The following is a 24,243-nucleotide window of genomic DNA, read 5'->3' as shown; positions in this document are numbered from 1 at the left end:
GCCACATGATCCGAACTCTCGTCACCGCCAGCGCTCTGGCTCTGACCGTTGCAGGTTCTGCCGCGACCGCAGAAACCGATCTGACTAGCATGACCGACGCCGAGCGCGCGGCATTCCGTGACGAAGTCCGCGCCTATCTCTTGGACAACCCAGAGATCATTATGGAAGCGGTCAACGTACTGGAACAGCGCCAAGCCGCCGAGGCCGTGAACACCGACCGCAGCTTGGTCGAAACCCATCAGACCGCGATCTTTGAGGACGGCTTCTCTTGGGTCGGCGGCAATCCCGATGGCGACATCACTCTGGTCGAATTTCTGGACTATCGCTGTGGATATTGCCGCAAAGCCTCGGCCGAGGTTGAGCAGCTGATTGAGTCCGATGGCAACATCAGGTTTATCGTCAAAGAGTTCCCGATCTTGGGCGAAGAGAGCGTCATCTCTTCGCGCTTTGCGCTGGCCGTACGTGCGGTCGCAGGCGACGATGCCTATAAAGAGGCGCATGACGCCCTGATCACCTACAAGGGCAGCTATGCCGAACCCGCTCTGCGCCGTCTGGCCGAGGGTCTGGGTGTCGATGCGGACGCCGTCATCGCGGGCATGTCTGATCCCGCGATCAACGATATTCTGCAGGCCAACCGCGAACTGGCGAATAGCCTGCAAATCAGTGGTACGCCGACCTTCGTAATGGATGACACCATGCTGCGGGGCTATGTCCCGCTGGCGCAGATGCAAGCCATCGCTGACGACATCCGCACACAATGATCCGCTGGGCCGCAGCCCTTTTGGCCGCGGCCAGCCCTGCCTGCGCGCTCGATCTCGGGGATCTGACCCCGAACGAGCGCGAGGCCTTTGGTCAGGAACTCCGTGCGCTGCTGCTTGATGAACCCGAGTTGATTGAGCAAGCCCTATCGCCAGCGCGACCTGACCCCATGTCCTTTCACATCGCAGAGGACAAGCGTCGTCTATCTGACCTACGCGCGCAAATCGCGCCCCAAGATGGGGACGTGGTGATTGGACCCGCAGGCGCACCAGTCGTGACTGCGTTTCTCGGCGCTGGGGATACGTCGGCAGAGATGGCGCGGGTCCTGCGCGATCTGGAGGACACCGTCACACCCCCGAAGATTGTTATCAAATTCTGGCCTGCCAATGACAGGGCCGCAGCGATTGGCCAACTTTATGGCACAGAGGCGCTTTGGGCAGCTTTGACAGGGCAGTCTGATACAGATTGGGACGAAGCCGCAATAGGCGCGCGTGCCGCGAAACTAACGACGGACCGGACCGCGCTTGCAGAGGCGTTGGAGTTGGACGCGCCGCCTTTCCTGCTCATCAACGGCATCATAGTCAAAGGCCCCGTGCCCCCGATCGTCATCCAGAAATACCTCTCTGAATGAAAAAGGGCGCATCGCTGCGCCCTTAGATCCAATCTCTCCCAAAGCCTTACTCGGCAGCGTCCGCCATCTCGGCATCAATTTCTGCTGCGCGCTTTTCGACCTGCTCTACGATGTGGTCGATCATCTTGTCGTTCGACATTTTGTGGCTTTGCTGGCCCGCCAGATAAACCATCCCGCTGCCCGCGCCGCCGCCGGTAAAGCCGACATCGGTCATCAGCGCCTCGCCCGGGCCATTGACCACACAACCGATAATCGACAGGCTCATAGGCGTTTTGATATGTTCAAGCCGCTGCTCCAAAGCCTCGACCGTTTTGATCACGTCAAAGCCTTGCCGCGCGCAGCTCGGGCAGCTGATGATGTTGACGCCGCGATGGCGCAAACCCAGCGATTTGAGGATTTCATAGCCAACCTTCACCTCTTCGACGGGATCGGCCGACAGGCTCACACGGATCGTGTCGCCAATACCCATCCACAGCAAATTGCCCAGTCCAATCGCCGACTTAATCGTGCCAGAGGTCAGGCCACCCGCCTCGGTGATCCCAAGGTGGATTGGCGCGTCTGTGGCTTCGGCAATCCCTTGATAGGCGGCCGCAGCGAGGAAAACGTCGCTGGCTTTGACGCTGATTTTAAATTCGTGGAAGTCGTTGTCCTGCAGAATCCGAATGTGCTCTAGCCCGCTTTCGACCATCGCTTCGGGGCACGGCTCGCCGTATTTCTCGAGTAAGTGCTTTTCCAAAGAGCCCGCGTTCACGCCAATGCGGATTGAACAATTGTGTTCCCGCGCTGCTTTGATAACCTCTTTGACCCGGGTCTCGTCGCCAATATTACCGGGATTGATCCGCAGGCATGCTGCACCCGCTTCGGCTGCTTCGATGCCGCGTTTGTAGTGGAAATGGATATCAGCCACGATCGGAACCGGGCTCTCCTTGACGATCTCTTTCAACGCGATCGAGCTGTCGCGGTCTGGCACAGAGATGCGAACGATGTCAGCGCCCGCCTCCGCCGCAGCCTGAACCTGCGCGATGGTCCCTTTAATATCGGTGGTGACCGTGTTGGTCATGGTCTGAACCGAAATCGGAGCGTCCCCGCCCACCGGAACGTTGCCCACCATGATCTGGCGGCTCTTGCGGCGGTAGATGTTACGCCAAGGGCGGACGTGGTTCAGGGACATGGGCACGCACTCCGGGTTAATCAGAAGTCGTGCAACAAATAGGCCTGATAGGGCTGGGGTGCAATCATCCCCTGCCCCAGATCAGAACAAGTTTATCAGTCAGCGGTGGTTTGCTGAGGCGCTTCGATATCTGCCAGCGCCAGTTCGGCAATAACTTTGGCCAGATCCTGATCATTATCAAGCGAGGCGACGGAATAGGTCTGGGACAAGGTTTCGCTGTCAAGCGCGAGGTTTTTGGTCACCACACCGCGGTCGCCGGCGGGGCCAAAATGCGTGCCATCGATGTCAAAGTAGACCGCACCGGATTCGCCAACACGGATGGTGGGCGCCTCCTCGGTCTGCGGCACTTCGTAGCTGTCACCGCCATTCATGATGCCCTCAAAGATAACCGAGCCATCTGCCGCACGCACCCGCACCCAAGCAGGCCGGACAGCGACCACCGCCAGACGGGGCGGCGCGTCCTCAACCACTTGCGGCTGCGGTGCCGTAGTTGCCGTCATAGGAGCCTCGGCGATCATATCGCCTGTGGGCAGCTCTGCTACTTCGGCGATCTGGGGCAGTTCGGGCTGAGCAAAGACGCCGACCGAGCGCGGATCGAGAGACGCAATAGGCGCATCACGGGGCACCAGAACGGGCACGTCCAGCGCCTCGGGGCGATAGAGGCGGTCCAGCGCTTCGGCAGGCGGATTAAAGATACCCGCCGCATCGGCTATTTGCTCGCCTTCGGCATCACCCTGCTCGACCAGAGGATCAAGGTCGCTGACCAGCATCGGGGTGTGTTCTACAGGCGCGAGTTGCACACGCTGAATTTCGGTGAAGACACTCCAACCGCCAAAGCCCAGCAGACCGATCACAGCGAGCAGCGCGATCGAAGACCCGATGGCACCAGGCTCGATCCCTGCAAAGATACTCTCTTTGCCAGGAACAAAGGGGGTGCCGGACTCAAGCAGTGGATCAGCGTTCATGCGGCGGGCCCGAGGGGCAGGAATACCGTCGCGCTTGCGCGACGACGCTTCGGGCGCCATGCCATGCGCAGTCGAAAAGCCGCTCTCTTTGCAGAACGCCGCGAAGATAACATCGGGCTCTAGGCCCAAGTAGCGCGCATAGGACCGAACGTATCCGGCGATAAAACCGGGCGTATCAAATACACTAGGATCGCAGTTTTCGATCGCCGCAATGTAGGATGCCTTGATCCGCAGTTCGCGTTGCACATCAAGCAGCGATTTGCCGATGGTTGCACGCTCACCACGCAGGACATCCCCTAGGCGCAGCTCAAAGTCGTCGAAACCCTTCGGCTCCGACGATTGCTCCTGCGCATCATTCGATTGGGGTTTGAAACGCATACCCAAATTACACTGCCCTATTTGCTCGTTCCTGTCACGGCGCCGACTCACATCGATTCGCCGTGTCCTGTTATTAGGGCAAGAATATCACACTGCGTAGGAGAATTCAGCGCAGGACTTGATTAAGCGCTTAATTCGGCACGATTCAGCGCACAGTGCGACCACAGGTCGTCCATTGCGCGGACCAAAGCATCCATTTCTTTGGGGCCATGCACCGGAGACGGGGTGAATCGCAGCCTTTCAGTCCCACGCGGAACGGTGGGGAAGTTAATAGGCTGCACGTAGATCCCGTACTGCTCAAGTAACATGTCAGAGAGCATCTTGCACTTCACGGGGTTACCCACGTGAACAGGTACAATGTGGCTGTCGTGGTCGATCAAGGGCAGACCCATGGCTTTCAGACGGGCCTTCAGGATTTTGGCTTGGGTCTGGTGCGCGTCGCGGATCGACTGGTCTTCTTTCAACACAGCGATGCTGGCCGCCGCGCCTGCTGCCACAACGGGGGGCAGCGAGGTGGTGAAGATAAAGCCGGGCGCATAGGAACGGATCGCATCGCACATCTTTTCCGATGCCGCGATGTAGCCGCCATGGACGCCGAACGCTTTGCCCAAGGTGCCGTTAATAATATCAAGACGATCCAAAAGTCCGTCGCGCTCGGCCACACCGCCGCCGCGGGGACCGTACATGCCGACAGCGTGCACTTCGTCCAGATAGGTCAGAGCGCCGAACTCTTCGGCCAGATCGCACAGCTCTGCGATGGGGCCAAAGTCGCCGTCCATGGAGTAGACCGATTCAAACGCGATTAGCTTGGGCGCGTTGGGATCGTCGGCTTCCAGCAGCTCGCGCAGGTGCGCTACGTCGTTGTGACGGAACACACGCTTGGCACCACCGTTGCGGCGGATGCCTTCGATCATCGAGGCGTGGTTCAGCTCGTCCGAGTAAATGATCAGACCGGGGAATAGCTTGGGTAGGGTCGAAAGGGTCGCGTCGTTCGCGATGTACGCGCTGGTGAACAGCAGCGCCGCCTCTTTCTGGTGCAGGTCAGCCAGCTCGGCCTCAAGACGCTTGTGGTAGACAGTGGTGCCCGAGATGTTGCGGGTGCCGCCCGAACCGGCGCCAGTGGCGTCCAGCGCTTCGTGCATTGCTTCCAGCACCTTGGGGTGTTGGCCCATGCCTAGGTAATCGTTGCCACACCACACAGTGATGTTCTGCTCCGAACCATCCTCCTTGCGCCATACGGCGTGGGGATAATTGCCTTTGCGGCGTTCGATATCGATAAAGGTCCGGTAGCGACCTTCTTCATGCAGGCGGTTCAGAGCTACGTCGAGCTGTTGGGTGTAGTCCACCGGTGTCTCCTGTGTTTGGTTGCCGCGTCCCGCCTATGGCGAAATGCGACATGCCTACCTAGGCATCCCGTCGATTTAGAACGGATATAGGTTACTGTTCGCGTAGGCAACAGGCTACAAGGTGCCGCAGGTATTAGACTTTGATCTGCATCAACGTGCTTGACCTGACCGTGACTGGACAGTCCGACGCCGACTGTTAGGGTCGCCTCCAGTAATATTCTGGAGATTCACGATGACCCTCACCCCCGTTTTGGAGCGGATCGATGCCGATCTGGACGCCTCTCTCGACCGTTTGATGGAGCTGCTGCGGATCCAGTCGATCTCGACCGATCCGGCCTATGCCGACCAGTGCGAGGCGGCAGCCGACTGGCTGGTCGCCGACCTGCAGAGTTTTGGCATTGCAGCAGAAAAGCGCGAAACACCGGGCCACCCGATGGTCGTCGGTCACGTGCCCGGTGATGGCCCCCATGTGCTGTTCTATGGTCATTATGACGTGCAGCCCGTCGATCCGCTAAACCTTTGGCACAGAGACCCTTTTGACCCCGCGATCGAAGATGCGAACGGCACCCGCGTGATCCGTGGCCGCGGATCGAGCGATGACAAGGGCCAGCTGATGACCTTTGTCGAGGCCTGCCGCGCGTGGCAAGCAGTGCATGGCTCCCTGCCCTGCCGCATCACCTTCTTCTTCGAAGGCGAAGAGGAAACAGGCTCGCCCTCGCTGGTCCCCTTCATGAAAGAATTTGCCGACGAACTACGCTGTGATCTGGCGCTGATCTGCGACACCTCGATGGTTGCCCCTGGTGTCCCATCTATCGCGAGCCAGCTGCGCGGGATGCTTAAGGAAGAATTCACTCTGATCGGCCCCAAAATGGACTTGCACTCTGGTCATTACGGAGGCACTGCGCTGAACCCGCTGCACGCGATTGCCGACATTGTGGCCTCTTTCCATGATTCGACAGGCCGCGTCGCGGTCGAGGGATTCTACGAAGGTGTGCATCCCCTGCCCGACGACCTGAAGCGCCAGTGGGAAGGCTGCGGCTTTGACGAAGAGGACTACCTGGGCTCCGTCGGGATGACCAAAGCTCATGGCGAAGAGGGTTTCTCGACGCTCGAACTGCAATGGGCGCGCCCGACGCTAGAGGTCAACGGCCTTTGGGGTGGCTATAATGGCAAGGGCAGCAAGACCGTGATTCCGTCCGAGGCGCACTGCAAGATCACCTGCCGTCTGGTGGGCGACATGGAGCCCGACCACCTACGCAACGCGATCCGCAAGCACGTCGAAGACCGCCTGCCCCAAGATGCTTCGGTCCAGTGGGACAATGATGTGGACGGCGCAAAGGCGGCGGTTATGAACATCGAACGCCCCGAATTCGAAGCCGCCCGTCAGGCGCTGTCCGACGAGTGGAACCGCGAAGCTGTGTTTGTGGGCATGGGCGGGTCGATCCCGATCGCGGGCCTGTTCAAGGACATTCTTGGCATGGACGCGATGCTGATCGGCTTTGCGCAGGATGATGACCGCATCCACTCTCCCAACGAAAAGTACAATGTTGAGAGCTTCCACAAGGGCATGCGCTCTTGGGCGCGGGTGCTAGAAGCGCTGTCGAAAAAGTAAGAACAGCAAAGCCAAGGCACCGCGCCTTGGCTTTCTTCTTTTCAGGCAAAGATTACGTCGGCGTGGTCCTGCATGTAGACCTTGAGCCACGGCGTGAACTGATCAGGATGCTTTGCAATCCGGCGGGTAAGGTCGCGCAACGTCACCCATTCCACTGCCATCACCTCGTCTGGGTTGGGCGTGACGGTCAGACCCGCTGGTGCGTCAGATACGTAAATCTGAACAACCTCATGTTCTGTCAGGTCCTGCCCTACGTCGGCACGGTATTCGACCTCTTCTCGGTAGTGCACAGTGATACCCGTGACGCCAAGCTCCTCTTCCATCCGGCGCAAGGCACAAGCTTCGGGAGCCTCGTCCCAATGGGGGTGCGTGCAGCAGGTGTTCGCCCAATAGCCCGGCGTGTGGTATTTCGACAGAGCGCGCCGCTGTATCAAAATGCGATCACCGTCACGCAAGAACACGGAAATTGCTGGGTGCCGGAGGCCGAGCCTATGAACCTCTAGCTTTTCAACAGGTGTCAGGACGCCGTCGCGCCATGCAGGGATGAGATCAGCCATAACGCGCCCGTTCCGTTGCTCTTACGGGGCGCTGGCATATCCCGAGCGCCGCCCTGCCGCAACCCAACTAGGACCGCAAAGCGTCAGGATTGTTGCGCCAGATCGATCCATTCAATGCTGCCGCCACGGTGACCCACGCGAGATAGGGCACGAATAACATCCCAGCGAGCCAGTCGATCTGCCAAAGCACACCCATCAAGATCGCAATCGTGATCCACATGATCGAAATAATCACCATCCCGAGCCTGATCCGATGCGCACCGAAAAAGACCGGTGTCCAAAGCGTGTTCAAAGCGATCTGCAAAGCCCAGAGTGCCATCGCCATCCCCAGTAGAGGGCCACCGGCAAAGGCAGCCCGCGCACCGGCCAAAGCCATCAGCACATAGAGTGTGGTCCACACTACAGGGAAGGCCCAGTTCGGCGGCGTAAATGACGGTTTTTGCAGGGAAACATACCACGCACCGGGCTTGAACAGTACGCCGCTTGCGGCCGCGGCGCCACTGGCCGCCAAAAGAATAATGAAAATCGTCCAATCCATAGAGGATACGGTAATACGTAGGCTGCGCGCTTCAAGCGCCACTTCTTTGATTTTAAGGGAAGAAGTGGCGCGGTTGACGGGGCTCGAACCCGCGACCCCCGGCGTGACAGGCCGGTACTCTAACCAACTGAGCTACAACCGCGCATCTACTTCGCCCGAGGCCTCACATACAGCAGTGGCGCGGTTGACGGGGCTCGAACCCGCGACCCCCGGCGTGACAGGCCGGTACTCTAACCAACTGAGCTACAACCGCTCGCTGCTGTGTGTGACGCCTCGTTGGCGTGTGGGCGGTGTTTATGGCGTGGCGCGGGTGGCGTCAAGCAGAACCAAACACCTTTTTCAAAAAAAGTTCACGGACCCCTCAGGCCCTGCGCACAGGCAGGGGAACGAACGCATCATTATCGTCGGGCGGTAGGTGGAAAAGCCCGTTTTCCCAATCAGTTGCACGCCATTGCGCCTTGGCTTCCTGAATCTTCTCGCGCGAACTAGAAACGAAGTTCCACCAGATATGACGTGGCCCGTTCATCGTTGCACCGCCAAGCAACAACAGACGCGCCCCCGCAGCGCCAGCACGGACGCTCAGCGCGTCTTTGGGGTGAAAGACAACAAGACGTCCGGCATCAAACCGATCCTGCCCCACCTCGATACTGCCACACAGCACATAAACCGCGCGATCCTCTTGGTTGTCGGGCAGTGGCAACAGCGCCCCCGCTTCTAGAAAGGCTTCGGCGTAAAACATTTCCGAAGTTGTGGGGACGCCGGCCTGCGCGCCATACACATCCCCCAAAATCACGCGCACCTGAGTACCGGTGTCCGTGACAAGCGGCGACTCGGCGACCCCTGCGTGGTGAAAGCTTGGTGTGCTGTCTTCTAGATCTTCGGGCAGCGCGACCCAACTCTGCACCCCGTGCAGCGCGTCAGGGCCGCTGAGCGTGACTCCGTCAGTGCGTTCGGAATGTGTAATCCCTTGCCCTGCAATCATCAGGTTCACGTCGCCGGGTCTGATCCACTGCTTTGACCCCAAGCTGTCGCGATGGTGCAAGCGCCCCGACATCAAATAGGTCACCGTCGCCAGACCGATATGCGGATGCGGCAAGACATCAAGACTCTGACCGTTCAGATATTCCATGGGCCCCATCTCATCAAAAAATATGAAGGGCCCCACCATTTGCCGCTGCTTGGAGGGCAGCGCACGCTGCACTTCAAAACCGCCGATGTCGCCTGCGCGCGGAACAATCACTGTTTCGACCGCGTCAGACATGGGATTACCGCACATTACTGGCCCCCTTGGTGTGGATGCTAACTTGTATGTGGGAGGAGATTGGCAGGGATCGAGCGCGCTTTGCGAACAATTCGTGTTTTGACCTGCACAACCGGTTCGCTATCCTGACATAATAGCACAAGATAGTCGCAATCGATGCGCGAAATAGGACCAAGCATTTTCGGAAGGGGAATAGGGTGCGACAGACCGAAGGGTAAAAATCAAAACCGTTAAGCCGCTCACTATGCCTGCGGCCTGTCGCTTCACTCGTTAAACACACACGAGTTAAAAAACCGTTCACCTACACAGCAGTATTACAGCCCTCGGTGATCTTCAAAAAACTTAAGACTTATGAGCCCAATCGAACAAGCCTTGTGTCGTGAAATGCACACTTTTGACGCCTTATGGCACGAAATTCACCTCACGCTTCGTGAAATTCCACAGATTTTCGCGCGTCGCGAATCTGTAGTTTTCCTTTGTTTAGCAGGACTTACACTCATCGCCTTGGATCCACACGACTTTTTGGACCATATCACGGTCCTTGAGGCGCTCTTTGTGTGGGCCTGCGCGGATGTCATCTTTGCCTTGGTGTATTTCATGACATTGCTCGGAATCGCGATGCTTCCGACGAAGACAGCCCCAAAAATCTATCTTCCGATACCCAGCACCTTTGCATTTACAGTCACAACGATTTTCGTAGAATCAATGATCGGTACCCTTAGCCTAGGAGAGTACACTCCAAAGGTGTGGCCAGACATCATGGCTTTTGTCGTGGTTGCTCAACTTTTCGAGTTTTTGTTTGTGCGCTACGTCCTGCCGGATGTTTTGAAGGCAATCCGCGCGAACCGCCCCCAAGAGATCGGCGACCGCTCTTTGCAAATCGGGGATCACTCGTGGCCTCTGACCGACATCAGCGCGATTTCGTCGAACCAGCACTATCTGCAGATTGATTTCCTAGAGGGTGAGCCTGTTAGTATCCGTGCGCGCATCTCTGACGTGCTAAATGACCTGCCCACTGAAGCCGGCGTTCAACCTCATAGATCGTGGTGGGTCGCCGCACATGCACACCCGTCTTTGATCAGCGAAGGTCGGAAAAGATGGCTCGTAACACCTTTTGGACACAAAATCCCTGTAGCCAGAGGTCGAATTGACGAAGTCGAAAAATGGCTAAACACTCATGGTGTACCGGAGTCGAATACTACGTCATGAGTAACTTTTCACACGCCCTAGACACGCCCTTTTCCCTTATCGACATTCTTGGTGGTCGATACCGGGTCAAGCTGCGCACGGCTCTGCCAGCAATCTTTTCACTGACCAGCCTTCTGTTCTTTGTCGTTCTCGTCCTGACGCTTTGGATCAGTGACCCGCTAGACTATCACGACTACATCGCCCCAAGCGGCGCATTGCTGATGTGGTCGACAGGCACCGTGATCATTGTATGCACCTATGTGGGCGGCCTGATACTTTGGGCCAGCACACCCCTCTCGCAGAAGCTCCCGATCCCCATCACACTCGCGGGCTTGCCCGCGTTTGCGCTTTCGACGCTGTATCACCGCATCCTCGGTGAGATTTTCTCAGGCGGCGAATGGACACAGGAATTGTGGCCCAGCCATGTTTTCCTGTTCGTGACACAGATCGGGTTTGAAGTGCTTTATCTGCGCTATGGGTTGCCCAAATCATTTCAAGACATAGCGGATCGCAAGGACGCCGCCGCGCAAGAGGCGGCAAAAGCGGCTGAACCCGTGGTGACAGACGACACACCCTCATCTTCCAAGCACATCACCCTGCCTGGCGAGGCCGCGATCGTTCTAGAGGATGTTTGGCTCGTGCGCGCTCTGGAGCACTATGTCGAGATCCACACCGAAGAAAGCGCTCAGCGTGTGGTTCGTGCACGGATTGCAGATTTCATTGCACAGGTCGGTCATGACCACGGCATTCAAACGCATCGATCATGGTGGGTATCCGCGCGTGCCGCCAAACAACTGATATCGGAGAACGGTAAACGATTCTTGGAGCTGCATGATGGACAAAAAATCCCAGTCTCGCGCGGGCGTCTCGCAGATGTCCAAGAATGGCTATCTGAAAAAATCAGTCTCTAAGCGGAGGGAATGGTGGGTGATGAGAGACTCGAACTCCCGACATCTTCGGTGTAAACGAAGCGCTCTACCAACTGAGCTAATCACCCGGTAGCGCGGTATGTACTGCCAAGGTTTGGGGAAGGCAAGAGCCGTTTTTGAAAAAGTTCATCTATTTGAGAATAGTTTGCTGACCGCCCCGAAAGGCAAAGATAACGCCTTGGCCATCAGGCACTTCGCCCAGCCGATCCATGCCCCACCCCATCACCTGCGCGCGCAAAAACCGCGACGTGAACCCGTGTGTGACGACCACGGCAGGTCGCTTCAGATCTGACAGGAAGGCACCGGTGCGCGCCCAAAGGCTGTCGAAGCTCTCGCCTTCTGGAACACGGCGGTAAAACTCCAGCACGGATTCGTTTTCGGATGGCGCCGGCCAACGCTCGGCAATGTCAGAGAGCAGCAAGCCAGCCCATTGCCCCATCCCGATTTCAGCGATCCGTGTGTCGGTTTGCACATCACACCCCATCAGTCGCGCTATCGGCTCTGCTGTTCGTATCGCCCTGCCCTGCGGACTGCTGATGACGTCAAATGCACCCTTCGCAAGGCCCTGGTCGGCAAGCCGCTGCGCCATTGCATGGGCCTGCGCTTCTCCCTTGGCAGTGAGGGGTGAATCGAACCCGCCCTGCATGCGTCCTTCGGCATTTGCGACAGTCTCGCCGTGGCGCAGGATGTAGAGCTCTGGCAAGTGCATCGGGCCGCTCCGTCAAACAAAAAAGGCGCGCCCTATGCAGGGAGCGCCCGGGAATTCTGGTGGGTGATAAGAGATTTGAACTCCTGACATCTTCGATGTGAACGAAGCGCTCTACCACTGAGCTAATCACCCGTTGGGGCGTGGAATTAGCTGTCTTCGCCACCCTCTGCAAGCGGTTTTTTGTCCTGAATTTTGGACTGACGCAGACGCAGGTTAACCACGGTCGCGTTCGCGCCGGACTTGCTGTTCTTGATCATCAGTTTACCCAAAGGAGGAACGTTCACGCTCTGACCGTTGGTCAGCGCTTCGCCCAAGACTTCGAGCGCGGCTTCGACAGCGGCCTTCACGTCGGGCTTCTTTAGGTCAACTTTGGCGGCGACCGCTTCGATGAGCTCTTTCTTCTTCATCTGGGGGAGCGCATCGGTCGGTTCATTGGTCGAGACAACAGTCATATCAATATCTTCCGCGGAGGTTTGGGAATTATCCATGAAACAAAAACCTTTTAACAACTTAGGTTCTTAAGGGTTAACAGCTTCACAGCAAAAGAAAAGCGCGCCCGAGGGGCGCGCTTCGATTTGTGATGCAAGCTGGCGATTTAGTGCGCAATCGGGCTCGCTGCGGCTTGCTCTTGCTGACGTTTGGCCGCTGCAGCCTCTTCGGCAGCTTCGTCCCATTCGACGGCTTCGGGCTGACGCAGCAGCGCCTTTTCCAGAACCTGAGACACGTGGTTGACGGGGATCAGTTCCAGCCCCTCTTTCACATTGTCCGGAATGTCGGCCAGATCTTTGACGTTCTCTTCGGGAATGAAGACCGTCTTGATCCCGCCGCGCAGCGCCGCAAGCAGCTTCTCTTTCAGTCCACCAATCGCGGTGGCGTTGCCGCGCAGAGTGACCTCACCAGTCATTGCGATGTCTTTGCGCACCGGAATTCCGGTCAGCACCGACACAATGGCAGTAACCATGGCCAGACCCGCCGACGGACCATCCTTGGGCGTTGCGCCATCAGGCACGTGCACGTGGATGTCCCAAGTGTCGAACTTCGGCGGCTTCACCCCGATCTGAGGGCTGATAGAGCGCACATAGCTAGACGCAGCGTCGATCGATTCCTTCATCACATCGCCAAGCTTACCCGTGGTCTTCATGCGGCCCTTACCGGGCAGACGCAATGCTTCGATCTGCAACAGATCACCGCCCACCGATGTGTAGGCCAAGCCTGTGACGACGCCGACTTGGTCTTCCTTCTCGGCCAGACCGTAGCGGTGGCGCTGAACCCCGAGGAAGTCCTCAAGATTATCCGGCGACACGACAACCTTGTCCGTCTTTTTCTGAACGATCTGGGTCACAGCCTTGCGGGCTAGTTTCGCCATCTCGCGCTCCAGATTACGGACACCGGCTTCGCGGGTGTAGTAGCGGATCACGTCAGTCAGAGCTTCGTCGGTGACTTCGAACTCGCCCTTTTTCAGACCATGCGATTTGACCTGTTTGTCGATCAGGTGCTTGCGCGCAATCTCGGACTTTTCCTCTTCGGTGTAACCCGACAGAGGAATGATCTCCATACGGTCCAGCAGAGGCCCAGGCATGTTGTAGCTGTTCGACGTGGTCAGGAACATCACATCGCTCAGGTCATATTCGACCTCAAGGTAGTGATCGACAAAGGTCGAGTTCTGTTCCGGATCCAACACCTCCAGCATCGCCGAGGCCGGGTCGCCACGGAAGTCCTGCCCCATCTTGTCGATCTCGTCGAGCAGAATGAGCGGGTTCGTAGTTTTCGCCTTTTTCAGCGCCTGAATGATCTTGCCAGGCATCGAGCCGATGTAGGTCCGACGGTGACCGCGGATCTCGGATTCGTCACGCACACCGCCGAGCGAAATGCGGATAAACTCACGGCCAGTTGCCTTGGCCACCGATTTCCCCAGCGAGGTTTTACCCACACCCGGAGGGCCGACAAGGCACATGATCGGGCCTTTCAGCTTCTTCGAACGGCTTTGGACAGCGAGGTATTCAACAATACGCTCTTTGACCTTTTCCAAACCGTGGTGATCGGCGTCCAAGATTTCCTGAGCGCGGCCCAAGTCCTTCTTCACGCGCGAGCGGACACCCCACGGGATCGCCAGCATCCAGTCCAGATAGTTACGAACCACGGTCGCTTCGGCCGACATCGGGCTCATGTTCTTGAGCTTTTTAATCTCGGCTTCGGCCTTTTCTTTGGCCTCTTTAGACAGCTTGGTGTTCGCGACTTTTTCTTCGAGCTCCGCGACTTCGTTTTGCTCGTCGCCATCCCCCAGCTCGCGCTGGATCGCTTTCATCTGTTCGTTCAGATAGTATTCGCGCTGAGTGCGCTCCATCTGGGTTTTGACGCGGCTCTTGATCTTTTTCTCGACCTGCAGAACGGACATTTCGCCCTGCATCATGCCGTAGACTTGCTCAAGACGCTCGGCGATGACGACCATCTCCAGAAGCTCTTGCTTTTGATTCACCTCGATCCCGAGGTGGCCTGCAACGAGGTCCGCCAGCTTTCCGGGTTCGTCGGTTTCCGCAACGTTGGACAAGGCTTCTTCGGGGATATTCTTCTTGATCTTGGCGTAGCGCTCAAACTCGTCCGCGACAGAGTTTTCCAACGCGATCACGGCCGCCTCGTCACCCATCTCCTCGTCGAGGTATTCGGCGCGGGCTTCGAAGAACGCTTCGTTGTCCAGATATTCTTTGATTTTCACACGGGCGACGCCCTCGACCAGCACTTTCACAGTGCCATCGGGCAGCTTCAGCAGCTGCAAGACATTCGCCAGCACACCAACGCGATAAATGCCGTCAGTATCGGGATCATCAACGCTGGCGTCGATCTGGCTGGACAGCAGGATTTGCTTGTCATCAGCCATGACCTCTTCCAGTGCGCGCACTGATTTCTCACGCCCGACGAACAGCGGCACGATCATGTGTGGGAACACAACGATATCGCGCAGCGGAAGGACAGGGTAAGAGGAATTGAGAGGTTCTTGCATAACGCATCCTTGTTCTTGGCAAGACAGCCCGGCCCCACATCTGCAGCAGCTCTGGCCATCTCCACGTTTCCGGCAATTGATTTGGGGACGTTGGCCCCGTTTTACAACCGGTTTGTCATAGAATGCCCCTGTCAGCAGCGGGCCGCAAGGGGCACTTACGCTTTGCAGGCGCAGGCAGAGCCACCGCAGCGGCACCTGCCCAGAAGAGTGCAAAACCCGCACCATCTGGCGGGTTCTACCTTGAGTTTATATTAGCACGATTTGCGTCGGCGCCAAAGCGCGCCGAATTATGCTGCCGTCAGCGTGGGATAGTCGGTGTAGCCCTTTTCACCGCCGCCGTAGAATGTGTCCTGATCGCCCTCATTCAAGGGGGCGCCTTGGTGCAGGCGTTCCACCAAATCGGGGTTCGCAATGAACGGACGGCCAAAGGCGACCAGATCAACACCATCGCTCAGGCGTTTCTCGGCTAGGTCGTAGTCGTACCCGTTGTTCCCCATATACGTGCCTTTAAAGAGGCTCCGCAGCGCGTCGAACTGACCGTCCCGCTCGCCGCCGGTCTGACCTTCGACCACGTGCAGGTAAGCCAGTTTGTATTCGTTCAGGCGCTCGAAGACAGGGGTAAAGGTCGCCATCGGATCGCTGTCGCTGACGCCGTTCGCGTTCGAGAAGGGCGATAGGCGAAGGCCCACATGGCCCGCATCCCATTCGGCAATCACGGCGTCCAGCACTTCGAACAGCAGGCGGGTGCGGTTCTCGACGCTGCCGCCATAGCGGTCATCCCGCTGGTTCGCACCATCCTTCAGGAACTGGTCCAACAGATACCCGTTTGCACCGTGCACCTCGACCCCGTCAAAGCCTGCTGCCTTGGCGCAGCGGGTGGCGTGGGCGAAATCTTCGATCACACGGCGGATTTCGTCAGTCTCTAGCGCACGAGGGGTAGAGGTGTCTTCGAACCCGTTTTTGGTGAACGTCTTCACCCCCGCCGAGATCGCCGACGGCGCAACGGGTGCCTGATCGGCAGGCTGGATCGAGGTGTGGGAAATCCGGCCAACGTGCCACAGCTGGACAACGATCTTGCCCCCCTCTGCATGCACCGCATCAGTCACCCTCTTCCACGCGGCAATCTGCTGGTCCGTGTGGATGCCGGGGGTCTGGATATACCCTTTGCCTTCGGGGGAAATCTGGGTCGCCTCGGTGATGATGAGACCTGCGCTGGCCCGCTGACGATAATACTCGACATGAAGGTCGTTCACTTCGCCCGTCTCGTCATCCGCACGGTTGCGGGTGAGCGGGGCCATGACAACCCGGTTCGCAAGTTCGATTTTTCCTGCTGTCAGCGGTGTGAAAAGTGCGTCGGTCATAAAAAACTCCTTAGCTTGACCCGCAAGTGGGCCTTGGCATTCCAGCTAAGAACGCAAAAGGGCACCGCAAGTTCCCCTGCGGTGCCCGTCCCTGAAAACCAAATGTGCAGACGCGCACATCACAACGGCTCGATATCTCCTTCGGCCCGTTTGGCGTGGAAGTCTGCTTCCCACTCGGCAAAAATGCCCGCCGCAATCGCATCGCGCATCCCCTGCATCAGGTCCTGATAGTAGTGCAGGTTGTGCCAGGTCAGCAGCATGGACTGGATAATCTCTTTGGCGCGGAACGTGTGGTGCAGGTAGGCGCGGCTGTAGTTGCGGCACGCAGGGCATGTGCAGTCTTCGTCCAGCGGACGCGGGTCGTCCTGATGGCGGGCGTTCTTGATGTTCAGCACACCGCGGCGGGTAAAGACCTGCCCCGTCCGCCCCGAGCGCGAGGGCAGAACACAGTCCATCATGTCGATGCCGCGCTTCACAGCCCCAACAATGTCGTCAGGCTTGCCCACGCCCATCAGGTAGCGGGGTTTATCGACGGGCAGCATGTCGGGTGCATAATCCAGCACGTCGAACATCATCTCTTGCCCCTCGCCTACAGCCAGACCGCCGACGGCATAGCCATCAAAGCCGATTTTCTGCAGCGCCTCGGCGCTTTCCTCGCGCTGATCGCGGAAGGTGCTGCCCTGCTGGATGCCGAACAATGCATGACCCGGACGATCCCCGAACGCATCGCGCGACCGCTGCGCCCACCGCATGGACAGGCGCATAGACTCCAATGCCTGTTCTTCTGTGGCAGGGAATGGCGTGCATTCGTCGAAACACATCACGATGTCCGACCCCAGCAGGCGCTGGATTTCCATGCTGCGCTCCGGCGTGATCTCGTGCTTGGAGCCGTCCACGTGGCTTTTGAAGGTCACGCCCTTTTCGGTAAGTTTGCGCAACCCTGCCAGCGACATGACCTGGAACCCGCCCGAGTCGGTCAGAATCGGACGCTCCCAGTTCATGAACTTGTGCAACCCGCCCAACCGGTCGATCCGTTCAGCCGTGGGGCGCAGCATCAGGTGATAGGTGTTCCCCAGCAGAATATCTGCGCCAGTCTCACGCACGTTTTCGGGCAGCATCGCCTTGACCGTCGCAGCTGTGCCCACGGGCATAAAGGCCGGCGTGCGAATGTCCCCGCGCGGCGTTGAAATCACGCCTGTGCGAGCTTTTCCGTCTGTCGCCTTGAGTTCAAAGCCAAAACCTGTTGCCATGGTCACACTCTCGTTCTATCGCGCGATTAGTATTACGCGCTGAAACCCCATTAACGGTTCGCGTATCAGGAGCCTTGCCAAAATGACTGACCAGACAGACACCATTTCCGGTGCACCGGAGCCTTTGACCCTCGGTTGGGAGGAGTGGCTCAGTCTGCCTGATCTGGGGCTACCCGCCATGCGCGCCAAAGTGGATACGGGGGCGAAAACCAGCGCTTTGCATGCCTTTGACATTGAATCCTTTGGCAGCGCAACCCGTCCGCGCGTGCGTTTCACCGTGCATCCGATCCCCGGACGCGAAGATCTGATCATTCCATGCTCGGCCGAGATCGTGGACCGCCGCGAAGTCACCTCGTCCAACGGCGAGACCGAGATGCGCTATGTGATCGAGTCTGCCCTGTCGATCGGGGGCCAGTCTTGGCCGATTGAGCTAACGCTGACCGACCGTCGCACCATGAACACGCGGATGCTTCTTGGCCGTCAGGCGCTGATCGAACACGTAACTGTCAGCCCGAACGACCGCTTCTGTCAGCCCAAGCTCAGCTATGATGTCTACCACAGCACCAAGATCGCGCAGGCCGCGCCCCGCCGTTCTCTGCGCGTCGCTGTTCTGAGCCGCGAAGACAACTATTCCACCCGCCGCTTGGTCGAAGAGGGCGAATCCCGTGGCCACTCGGTCGAGGTGATCGACACCGCCCGCTGCTACATGGCAATCAATGCGCTCGCCCCCGAAGTGCACTATGACGGCAAGCGCCTGCCCCGCTATGACGCAGTGATCCCGCGCATCGGCGCATCGATCACCAGCTACGGCACGGCGATCACACGCCAGTTCGAAACCATCGGGACGTACTGCGTAAACGGATCGCAGGGGATCACCGCCAGCCGTGATAAGCTTTATGCCCACCAGTTGATGGCCAAGCACAAGATTGGCATGCCGGTTACGGCTTTTGCCAGTTCGCCCAAAGACACGGGCAACCTGATGGGTCTGGTCGGCGCCGCGCCCCTGATCGTCAAACTCCTCGAATCGACCCAAGGCAAAGGCGTCGTGTTGGCGGAAACCAAGAAGGCCGCCGAGTCGGTGATCGACGCCTTCCGCGGCCTGAAAGCCAACTTCCTCGTGCAACAGTTCGTGAAAGAGGCTGCCGGCGAAGATATCCGCTGCCTCGTGATCGACGGCAAAGTCGTGGCATCAATGAAACGCACCGGCGCGGATGGCGACTTCCGTTCCAACTTGCATCGCGGCGGCAGCGCCAAAGCCGTGCGCATCACCAAAGAAGAGCGCGAAACCGCAATCCGCGCCACGCGTGCATTCGGCCTTGGCCTTGCAGGCGTTGACCTGCTGCGATCCTCCGATGGCCCCAAAGTGCTCGAGGTGAACAGTTCGCCTGGTCTCGAAGGTATCGAGAAAGCCAGCGGCAAAGATATCGCAGGGCTGCTTTTTGATGCGATCGAGATGAAGGTTCGCCCCAATCCCGTGCGCCGCCGCAAGACAGACAGCGCCACAGAGGCCTAGACCTCTGGACCTACGCCCAAGCATTTCCTATATGAACACTCAGGAAATAGGACAGGACCAGCAATGACTGAGGCAAACGAACACCTCGAAGGGGCACCTCTGATCAAGCCCTCGACCACCGACCACGAGCTTTACGACTCGGTCGTAGAGGCGTGCCGCACGGTCTTTGACCCGGAAATTCCGGTGAACATCTATGATCTGGGGCTGATCTACACTATCCTGATCTCGCCCGAGAACGAGGTTCGGATCACGATGACCCTGACCGCCCCGGGTTGCCCGGTGGCTGGCGAAATGCCCGGCTGGATCGCGGACGCGGTCAGCCCCATCCCCGGCGTCAAGGATGTGGACATCGAAATGGTGTTCGACCCGCCCTGGGGCATGGACATGATGAGCGACGAAGCCCGGCTTGAACTGGGCTTCATGTAATCCTGTCAGCGCGACAGCGTAGAAAGGACAGCAAGATGTTCAGCATTCCCGGCAAACAGGCCGTTTCGATCTCTTCGGCGGCTGCCGTGCAAATCCGCAAGCTCATGGAGCGTGACGGGTCCGAAGGCCTGCGTATCGGCGTCAAAAAAGGCGGCTGCGCAGGCATGGAATATACCATGGAATATGTCGATGCCGTCGACCCCAATGACGAGGTCGTCGAACAAGATGGTGCACGCGTCATGATTGCGCCCATGGCTCAGATGTTCCTGTTCGGCACCCAGATCGACTATGAAACCTCGCTTCTGGAAACGGGCTTCAAATTCAAGAACCCGAACGTCGTCGACGCCTGCGGCTGCGGCGAATCCATCAAGTTCAAAGACATCGACGAGCTGAAGGCCGAACAAGGCAACTGAGGCACCCTGCCCGCTTGACCATTGCCCCCCTCTCGTAAAAGGTGCGTCAAAAGCAACTTTGGGGGGCATCAAATGCGTCAAAAACTCGCCGCGGGTAACTGGAAAATGAATGGCACGGCGGACGCCCTGTCAGAACTGAATGAACTGACTCAGGGCTACCCCGAAGCCTCAGTCGACATCCTGATCTGCCCCCCAGCGACCCTGATTGACCGCGCCAGCGAAGCCGCCGCAGGCAGCGCAGTCGTCATTGGCGGCCAAGACTGCCATGCCAAAGTCACTGGCGCGCACACCGGCGACATCTCGGCAGAAATGCTGCGGGACGCAGGCGCAACCTACGTGATCATCGGCCACTCCGAGCGCCGCGATGACCACGGCGAAACCTCTGAACTGATCTCAGCGAAAGCCACAGCGGCTTATGACGCTGGCCTGATCGCCGTTGTCTGCTGCGGCGAACACCTGAACACCCGCGAAGACGGCAAAACACTCGAGCACATCGGCACCCAGATCGCCGAGAGCCTGCCCGACACGGCCAACGCCGACACAACCGTTATCGCCTACGAGCCTGTCTGGGCCATCGGCACCGGCTTGACCCCCACCCTAGAGCAAATCGCAGAAGTCCACGATTTCATCCGCGCCGAACTGGTCAAACGTTTCGGCGAGGAAATCGGCAACGGCATCCGCCTGCTCTACGGCGGCTCGGTCAAGCCCGCGAACGCCGCCGAAATCTTTGCAACCTCGAACGTCGACGGCGCACTGGTTGGGGGCGCAAGCCTGAAGGCAGCGGATTTCTCTGCCATCATCGACGCGCTCGTGGCGGCCTGACCGCAATGAGTATTTAACCAAAGCAGAAAGCCCTTTTCTCTTTCTGCTTTGCAAAAATACTCAAAATCCTGACATCAAAGAAAAGGCGCCGTTCCAGCAGGAGCGGCGCCTTTGAAGTTTGAGGGGAGGTATCGGGCGCGGGAGGGGCGCCCCCTTTTTATTATTTTGTGATGATTTCCGGACCCATGAAGGTCGTCGGCAGGTAGGTCGACAGCCACGGGATGTAGGTGACCATGATCAGGAACACGAACAGGACGGCCAAGAAGGGCAGCGCTGCGCGGACGACCGACATCATCGGCATACCCGCCACACCCGAGGTCACGAAGAGGTTCAGACCAACTGGCGGGGTGATCATGCCGATCTCCATGTTCACGACCATGATGATGCCCAAATGGATCGGGTCGATGCCCAGTTCGATCGCGATGGGGAAAACCAATGGTGCGACGATGACCAACAGACCCGAGGGCTCCATGAACTGGCCGCCGATCAGCAGGATGATGTTCACGATCACAAGGAACATGACGGGGCCGAAACCTGCATCTAGCATTGCCGAAGCGATCTGCTGGGGGATCTGCTCGTCGGTCAGTACGTGCTTCAGGATCAGCGCGTTGGCGATGATGAACATCAGGGTGACGGTCAGCTTGCCCGCTTCGAACAGGGTGTCTTTGGTGTCCTTGTGGAAGAACGCAGTGACCAGAGCCTTAGGCTTTTCGATCAAGGACAGGTTACGCTCTCCGTCCGGCGTGGCCAGCGGGCCCATATCGCGGTAGACAAAAGTTGCGATTAGGAAAGAGTAGACAGCAGCGACAGCAGCAGCTTCGGTCGGGGTAAAGATACCGCCATAGATCCCGCCAAGGATGATAACGATCAGGAACAGACCCCAGCCTGCTTCGCGGCCCGCTTCCATCGCTTCGCCCCAGCCCTTCCACTCGCCTTTGGGCAAGTTGCGCACTTTGGCGATGATGTAGATGGTGGTCATCAGCATGGTGCCTGCAAGCAAACCCGGGATGACGCCAGCCAGGAACATACGGCCCACGGACACGTCAGTCGCCGAAGCGTAGACAACCATAACGATGGATGGCGGGATCAGGATGCCCAGAGTACCCGCGTTGGCAATGACGCCTGCTGCGAAGTCTTTGGTGTAACCGACCTGGCGCATGCCTGCGATCACGATGGAGCCGATCGCCACAACGGTCGCAGGGGACGAACCGGACAGCGCCGCGAAAAGCATACATGCGAAAACGCCTGCAATCGCCAGACCGCCGGGGAAGTGCCCCACCAGCGCAATCGAGAAGCGGATGATCCGCCGCGCCACACCGCCAGTCGACATAAACGACGACGCAAGGATGAAGAACGGGATCGCCAGCAGGGTGTAGTGACCGGCCATAGCTTGGAAAAAGCTCTGCGCGATTGACGACAGCGAAGTTTCCGACAAGACCAAAAGGAAAAGGACGGACGAGAAGCCAAGGCTGACAGCGATCGGCACACCGATCAGCATCAAGCCAACGACCATGGCAAAGAGAATTGCGACTTCCATCGAATTATTCCTCGTAGTTCATGTGGCGCACGTCATCGACGGCGTCTTCGGCTTCGTGGCTCACGATCAGGCTGTCGGTGTCACCGCGCATCACAGCGATGAAGGCTTCGACAAAGCGGAACAGCAGCAGAGCCATGCCGATGGGCAGAATGGCGTAGGGGATGAAGCGCGGCAGCTTTTCATAAGTCTCGCCTTCGTTCATCAGAGGTTCGATCCAACGCAGGAATTCGGGCATCGGAACCTCAAGCACTTCGTACCACGCGCGGTAAGAGGTGCGTTTCATCTCTTCGAAACCAGTGGGGAACCAGCGTCCCTCGGTCTGGGGAAGGTTGGCAAAGTTTGCCCAGTAGTCCCAAGCGCCCTTGGTGAGCAGGAACGCGTAACCGACACAGATCGCGGCGGCGATGATTGCCAGAACGCGGCGCACATTAGTGGAAAACAGATTGGTCAGAGCGTCGACACCCAAGTGGGCGGTCACTTTGACCGAGTAGCTGATGCCGAACAGGACCAGCCAGGCAAATAGGAAAGTCGTGGCCTCTAGGCCCCAAGTAAGGCTGTCGTTAAAGCCATAACGCAGCACAACGTTGATAAAGGTGACGAGGGTCATCAGGCCCAGAAGAATAGCGATAATCGTTTCTTCTAGAGAGTTGATGAACCGCCCCACCGCCGATTTCGGCTCGTATTTGGTGGACATGGGACGCTCCTGAGGACAGGTGAGAGGTTAAGAGAACCCCGGCCCCCATGAAGAAGGCCGGGGCAAATTCACGCAAGTCGTGAAAGATTAGTGCTTTTCGTTGATCGCCTGAGCCGCGTCGATGTTCTCTTGGCCAACATCTTCACGGAACTGGTCCCAAACGGGCAGCATTGCGTCGACCCAAGCCTGACGGCTCTCGGGGCTCAGTTCGCGGATCACACCGCCTGCATCCAGAACAGCCTGACGCGCTTCTGCGTCAACTTCTGCGATCGCTGCGTTACGGGTCGAGGTCACTTCGTCGACGATGGTCGACAGCTGCTCGCGCACGTCGTCATCCAGGCTGTCCCAGAAATCAACCGAGGTCACCAGCATGTAGTCCAGCAGACCATGGTTGGTCTCGGTCACACCATCCTGAACTTCAAAGAACTTCTGGCCGTAGATGTTCGACCAGGTGTTTTCCTGACCATCAACAACGCCGGTTTGCAGCGCGCCATACACTTCGGAGAAGGCCATGGGCTGAGGCGACACGCCGATCGCTTCCATCTGTGCCTTGATCACTTCCGACGGCTGAACGCGGAACTTCAGGCCAGCTGCATCGGTGGGCAGTTCCAGCGGCTTGTTGGCCGACATCTGCTTCAGACCGTTGTGCCAGAAGCCCAGGCCCAGCAGGCCGCGGCGGACCATCGACTCTTTCATCGCCTGACCAGTTTCCGAGTTCTGGAACTCGTCAACGGCTGCCATGTTTTTGAACATGAAAGGCAGGTCAAAAATGCGGAACTGCTTGGTGAACTGCTCGAACTTCGACAGCGAAGGCGCAGCCATCTGGACGTCGCCTTGCAGCATTGCTTCCAGAACCTGGTCGTCGTTGTAGAGAGTCGAGTTGGGGTACACTTCCATGCACGCCTTGCCGTTCATCTCTTCGTTCACGCGCTCTTGCAGAAGCGAAGCCGCCAGACCTTTGGGGTGCTTGTCGGTGTTGGTGACGTGGCTCAGTTTGATGACGACTTCGCCATCATCACAAGCAGCCATTGCGCCTGCGGCGCCGGTCACGGTCAGTGCGACTGCGGTCGCTGCGGTTGCCAAAAATTTCATGGGTCTCCTCCACCTTTGAAATTAAAGTTCGCGATCCCTTTGGTGGGATCTTGGGGCAGAGATAACCGTAGCGGGCCTAAGAGCCTCAAGCGG

General features: G+C 58.2%; 23 protein-coding genes and 4 tRNA genes. 9 read left to right on the top strand and 18 right to left on the bottom strand.

The genetic code is table 11. From position 1 onward, the window contains the following. Window positions 1-5 precede the first annotated feature (5 nt). Window positions 6-761, top strand: coding sequence for a DsbA family protein (locus tag N4A58_RS07810; RefSeq protein WP_293708753.1), 756 nt, complete (start codon window positions 6-8; stop codon window positions 759-761). After that, window positions 758-1,390: a hypothetical protein gene (locus tag N4A58_RS07805; protein WP_293708751.1), complete on the top strand. Its 633-nt coding sequence runs from the start codon at window positions 758-760 to the stop codon at window positions 1,388-1,390. Before N4A58_RS07810 ends, N4A58_RS07805 begins: the two co-directional genes overlap by 4 nt. A 46-nt stretch (window positions 1,391-1,436) precedes the next feature. On the opposite strand, the gene ispG is transcribed toward N4A58_RS07805, so the two are convergent. From ispG to hemA, 3 genes are all read right to left on the bottom strand, one after another. Then, on the bottom strand, window positions 1,437-2,561 hold the full coding sequence (ispG, locus tag N4A58_RS07800; RefSeq protein WP_293708749.1) for a flavodoxin-dependent (E)-4-hydroxy-3-methylbut-2-enyl-diphosphate synthase: 1,125 nt from the start codon (window positions 2,559-2,561) through the stop codon (window positions 1,437-1,439). Between the two features lie 95 nt (window positions 2,562-2,656). After that, the gene (locus N4A58_RS07795) at window positions 2,657-3,904 is read right to left on the bottom strand and encodes a RodZ domain-containing protein (RefSeq protein WP_293708747.1); all 1,248 of its coding nucleotides are present in this window, start codon (window positions 3,902-3,904) and stop codon (window positions 2,657-2,659) included. A 122-nt stretch (window positions 3,905-4,026) separates the two neighbouring features. Next, a complete protein-coding gene (gene hemA, locus N4A58_RS07790) occupies window positions 4,027-5,250 on the bottom strand; it encodes a 5-aminolevulinate synthase (protein WP_072707110.1) in 1,224 nt (407 codons plus the stop codon). A gap of 232 nt (window positions 5,251-5,482) precedes the next feature. On the opposite strand from hemA, the gene N4A58_RS07785 reads away from it, so the two are divergent. Continuing rightward, window positions 5,483-6,862 (top strand): dipeptidase, encoded by a 1,380-nt coding sequence (locus N4A58_RS07785; RefSeq protein WP_293708744.1) that lies wholly within the window; start codon window positions 5,483-5,485, stop codon window positions 6,860-6,862. Between the two features lie 41 nt (window positions 6,863-6,903). On the opposite strand, the gene idi is transcribed toward N4A58_RS07785, so the two are convergent. The 5 genes from idi to N4A58_RS07760 all read right to left on the bottom strand — a co-directional run bounded on the left by idi (window position 6,904) and on the right by N4A58_RS07760 (window position 9,233). Beyond that, a complete protein-coding gene (gene idi, locus N4A58_RS07780; RefSeq protein ID WP_293708742.1) occupies window positions 6,904-7,419 on the bottom strand; it encodes an isopentenyl-diphosphate Delta-isomerase in 516 nt (171 codons plus the stop codon). Between the two features lie 67 nt (window positions 7,420-7,486). After that, on the bottom strand, window positions 7,487-7,957 hold the full coding sequence (locus N4A58_RS07775; protein ID WP_293708740.1) for a TspO/MBR family protein: 471 nt from the start codon (window positions 7,955-7,957) through the stop codon (window positions 7,487-7,489). 65 nt (window positions 7,958-8,022) lie between these two features. Continuing rightward, a tRNA-Asp gene (locus N4A58_RS07770) sits at window positions 8,023-8,099 on the bottom strand. A 34-nt stretch (window positions 8,100-8,133) separates the two neighbouring features. Further along, window positions 8,134-8,210: transfer RNA gene (locus tag N4A58_RS07765), tRNA-Asp, on the bottom strand. Between the two features lie 108 nt (window positions 8,211-8,318). Further along, window positions 8,319-9,233 carry a pirin family protein gene (locus N4A58_RS07760; protein WP_293708738.1) on the bottom strand — a complete coding sequence of 305 codons (915 nt, stop codon included), beginning with the start codon at window positions 9,231-9,233 and terminating at the stop codon, window positions 8,319-8,321. A 336-nt stretch (window positions 9,234-9,569) separates the two neighbouring features. On the opposite strand from N4A58_RS07760, the gene N4A58_RS07755 reads away from it, so the two are divergent. Together N4A58_RS07755 and N4A58_RS07750 are read left to right on the top strand one after the other, a co-directional pair. Next, the gene (locus tag N4A58_RS07755) at window positions 9,570-10,427 is read left to right on the top strand and encodes a LytTR family DNA-binding domain-containing protein (protein WP_293708736.1); all 858 of its coding nucleotides are present in this window, start codon (window positions 9,570-9,572) and stop codon (window positions 10,425-10,427) included. Beyond that, window positions 10,424-11,317, top strand: a complete 894-nt coding sequence (locus N4A58_RS07750) for a LytTR family DNA-binding domain-containing protein (protein WP_293708734.1) — start codon at window positions 10,424-10,426, stop codon at window positions 11,315-11,317. Before N4A58_RS07755 ends, N4A58_RS07750 begins: the two co-directional genes overlap by 4 nt. Window positions 11,318-11,327: 10 nt before the next feature. Here the strand turns inward: N4A58_RS07750 and N4A58_RS07745 are convergent. The 7 genes from N4A58_RS07745 to tgt all read right to left on the bottom strand — a co-directional run bounded on the left by N4A58_RS07745 (window position 11,328) and on the right by tgt (window position 17,653). After that, window positions 11,328-11,403, bottom strand: a tRNA-Val gene (locus N4A58_RS07745). A gap of 62 nt (window positions 11,404-11,465) precedes the next feature. Continuing rightward, the gene (locus N4A58_RS07740; protein WP_293708732.1) at window positions 11,466-12,044 is read right to left on the bottom strand and encodes a histidine phosphatase family protein; all 579 of its coding nucleotides are present in this window, start codon (window positions 12,042-12,044) and stop codon (window positions 11,466-11,468) included. 57 nt (window positions 12,045-12,101) lie between these two features. Continuing rightward, window positions 12,102-12,176, bottom strand: a tRNA-Val gene (locus N4A58_RS07735). Window positions 12,177-12,190: 14 nt separating this feature from the next. Further along, complete coding sequence (locus N4A58_RS07730; protein ID WP_293708730.1) at window positions 12,191-12,496, bottom strand: HU family DNA-binding protein; 306 nt, start codon at window positions 12,494-12,496, stop codon at window positions 12,191-12,193. A gap of 143 nt (window positions 12,497-12,639) precedes the next feature. After that, entirely contained in the window at window positions 12,640-15,042 is a 2,403-nt protein-coding gene (lon, locus tag N4A58_RS07725; protein ID WP_293708728.1) for an endopeptidase La, read from the bottom strand. 287 nt (window positions 15,043-15,329) lie between these two features. Beyond that, window positions 15,330-16,403 carry an alkene reductase gene (locus N4A58_RS07720; RefSeq protein WP_293708726.1) on the bottom strand — a complete coding sequence of 358 codons (1,074 nt, stop codon included), beginning with the start codon at window positions 16,401-16,403 and terminating at the stop codon, window positions 15,330-15,332. Window positions 16,404-16,522: 119 nt separating this feature from the next. Next, window positions 16,523-17,653, bottom strand: coding sequence for a tRNA guanosine(34) transglycosylase Tgt (gene tgt / locus N4A58_RS07715; protein WP_293708724.1), 1,131 nt, complete (start codon window positions 17,651-17,653; stop codon window positions 16,523-16,525). An 82-nt stretch (window positions 17,654-17,735) separates the two neighbouring features. Here tgt and rimK point away from each other — a divergent pair, with 82 nt between their 5' ends. From rimK to tpiA, 4 genes are all read left to right on the top strand, one after another. Then, a complete protein-coding gene (gene rimK, locus N4A58_RS07710; RefSeq protein WP_293708722.1) occupies window positions 17,736-19,166 on the top strand; it encodes a 30S ribosomal protein S6--L-glutamate ligase in 1,431 nt (476 codons plus the stop codon). 63 nt (window positions 19,167-19,229) lie between these two features. Continuing rightward, on the top strand, window positions 19,230-19,592 hold the full coding sequence (locus N4A58_RS07705) for an SUF system Fe-S cluster assembly protein (RefSeq protein WP_072707121.1): 363 nt from the start codon (window positions 19,230-19,232) through the stop codon (window positions 19,590-19,592). A gap of 35 nt (window positions 19,593-19,627) precedes the next feature. Continuing rightward, the gene (locus tag N4A58_RS07700) at window positions 19,628-20,005 is read left to right on the top strand and encodes an iron-sulfur cluster assembly accessory protein (RefSeq protein ID WP_293708719.1); all 378 of its coding nucleotides are present in this window, start codon (window positions 19,628-19,630) and stop codon (window positions 20,003-20,005) included. Between the two features lie 72 nt (window positions 20,006-20,077). After that, window positions 20,078-20,827 carry a triose-phosphate isomerase gene (gene tpiA, locus N4A58_RS07695; RefSeq protein WP_293708717.1) on the top strand — a complete coding sequence of 250 codons (750 nt, stop codon included), beginning with the start codon at window positions 20,078-20,080 and terminating at the stop codon, window positions 20,825-20,827. Window positions 20,828-20,987: 160 nt separating this feature from the next. Here the strand turns inward: tpiA and N4A58_RS07690 are convergent, their stop codons facing one another. From N4A58_RS07690 to N4A58_RS07680, 3 genes are all read right to left on the bottom strand, one after another. After that, window positions 20,988-22,364, bottom strand: coding sequence for a TRAP transporter large permease (locus N4A58_RS07690; RefSeq protein ID WP_072707124.1), 1,377 nt, complete (start codon window positions 22,362-22,364; stop codon window positions 20,988-20,990). 4 nt (window positions 22,365-22,368) lie between these two features. Further along, window positions 22,369-23,058 carry a TRAP transporter small permease gene (locus N4A58_RS07685; RefSeq protein WP_293708714.1) on the bottom strand — a complete coding sequence of 230 codons (690 nt, stop codon included), beginning with the start codon at window positions 23,056-23,058 and terminating at the stop codon, window positions 22,369-22,371. A gap of 87 nt (window positions 23,059-23,145) precedes the next feature. Beyond that, window positions 23,146-24,150: a DctP family TRAP transporter solute-binding subunit gene (locus N4A58_RS07680; RefSeq protein ID WP_293708712.1), complete on the bottom strand. Its 1,005-nt coding sequence runs from the start codon at window positions 24,148-24,150 to the stop codon at window positions 23,146-23,148. Window positions 24,151-24,243: the final 93 nt, after the last annotated feature.

Source organism: Donghicola sp. (assembly GCF_025210255.1).
GTDB lineage: Bacteria > Pseudomonadota > Alphaproteobacteria > Rhodobacterales > Rhodobacteraceae > Donghicola > Donghicola eburneus.
This window is presented reverse-complemented; position numbering and strand designations above follow the sequence as displayed.